General features: G+C 58.0%; 1 protein-coding gene. It reads right to left on the bottom strand.

Annotated features, from left to right (window positions below; genetic code table 11):
- Positions 1 to 64: 64 nt before the first annotated feature.
- Entirely contained in the window at positions 65 to 1,768 is a 1,704-nt protein-coding gene (locus DFR37_RS22670) for an IS1634 family transposase (protein ID WP_113935411.1), read from the bottom strand.
- Between the last annotated feature and the right edge of the window lie 145 nt (positions 1,769 to 1,913).

The raw sequence follows: 1,913 nt of genomic DNA, 5'->3' as shown, positions 1-1,913 counted from the left end.
CCCGAGTTCGACAGTTGAAGCCGCAACTCATTGATTTATAAGGAGACGGTCGTAAACCGCTCCACTACAAATTGGCGTAGGGTTGACGAGCGGCGGGCTTCGCGACCCGCAAGCTCTTCAGGATAGCCAACTGTTGCGCATCAATAGTCGAGATCCCCGTGACGGGCTTGTTTCCCGGCAGCACCGCTCGGTGTGTCTGGATACGACGCAGGATCGATAGGGCCCGCTCGGGCGAAACGACATCTTCGACGGGATGCGCTCGCAGCCGTGCTCGCATGACGCGTTGCAGTACCAACGCAATGAAGCAGACCATGGCATGCGCCCGGATTCGTTGCGGCAACCGGTGGTAGACCGGCCCGATTTCGATCTCGGATTTCAGCACCTTGAAGCCCCGCTCGATATCGGCCAGGGATTTATAACGGGCGACAACCTCTTCAGGCGTAAGGTCGGGGGCGTTGGTCACCAGCAGCAGCTTGCCGTCCATGGCGCGAGCGTGATCCAACGCTTTCTGGTCAATGTCGTAGGTGAACAGTTCGCTCGTGAGATCCACACGGATGATGCGCCTCAGATGGGCTTCGCACACTTCGTGATAGAACTTTGCCCGTGCGCCACCGTCTGACAGTTTGCGACCTCGGTTGCGTTGGCCAGCATCTTGAGCATCGAGCTTGCCCACCCACCGCGCGGCCTGTTGTTCCAGTTGGGCGATCTTGGCATCTCGCGTGGCGCCTTGTTCGTGGGCGCGCTGACGATCATGCGCGACCACCAGGCGTAGATCTTGCCAGCTCAGTGCCTTCACCACTTCGGCGTCATCGCACTTCGCAACCGCCACATTGAACGCGTCCAGCGACGCGGCAAACTCGCTATAACGACGCCCTGGCACCGCCAGGATGAATTCCAATGGCTGGCCACCGGGCAGTGCGATGGATTGCAGTGCTTGTAGATTATCGAGCGACAGCAACCCCCGGTCCGCCACGGCAATCACCCGCTTGATCCGGAAGCGCTCCAGAACCTTCTGCAGCGACCGCCTCAGGGTGCTCACTTCAGCCGTATTGCCGTCGAAGACCTCGTGATACAGTGGGATGCCCTCGGCGGTTTGCACCAGCCCCAGCATGAACTGGCGAGCAATGCCGCCATCCTTGGACATACCGAATTGCCGCACATCGCCGTCTTGCTGTGAGAGGCCATCGGCTCGGATGGTGGTCATGTCGTAGAAGACCACCGACAGGTCTTCGTTGACCAGTGGGCGCACGGCATCGGCCAGCACCGTGTCGATAATGTCTTGATGCTCGACCAGCGTATCCATGGTGCGCAGCAACTGTTGATGACCCACGGTGGCGAGCGTTATATCAGGCAAGCTCACGGTTTGTAGCCAGCGCAACGTGCCAAGTTTCGAATCCGCATCGCAAAGGCGATGCAGCACCATGATGCGAAGCAGCGCTTCCAGGTCAATGCGATGGCGTGTGCGTTGACGCAACACGTGCCGCAGGCGATCCAACCCGAGCTGCTTCCACAATTCCGTGAGCACCCAGATATCGCCCAGATTCCGAGAGGAATCAAAGGCGACTGTGCCATTACCCGACTCAGGGCAAAGACCAATGCCGAGAATGCGCGACAAGCCGTCGTGCATGGATTTGAGTGAGTCACCCATCTGATCGAGGCGCCCAAGGGTGGCGACGGTGCGCTGCTTGGGGCGCCCCGCATCATCGCGATAGGCTTCGACCACCTGTACGTAGCGGCGTGGGCCAGATTTAGTGACCTTGATAAACATGCCACTACATTACATTGAAATCACTATAACTGTCAATGAATATAATCCAAAGCGTGCCATTACAAAATCAAGATCAAAAAAGACCGAAACCCGCGTGAACAGGGTGTTTGATCTCGAACCAGGGGTTCAAACTGTCGAACTCAGG

Source organism: Eoetvoesiella caeni, from assembly GCF_003315175.1.
Lineage (GTDB): Bacteria > Pseudomonadota > Gammaproteobacteria > Burkholderiales > Burkholderiaceae_B > Eoetvoesia > Eoetvoesia caeni.
Note: the sequence above shows the minus strand (reverse complement) of the source record. Positions and strands in the feature narration are given on the sequence as shown.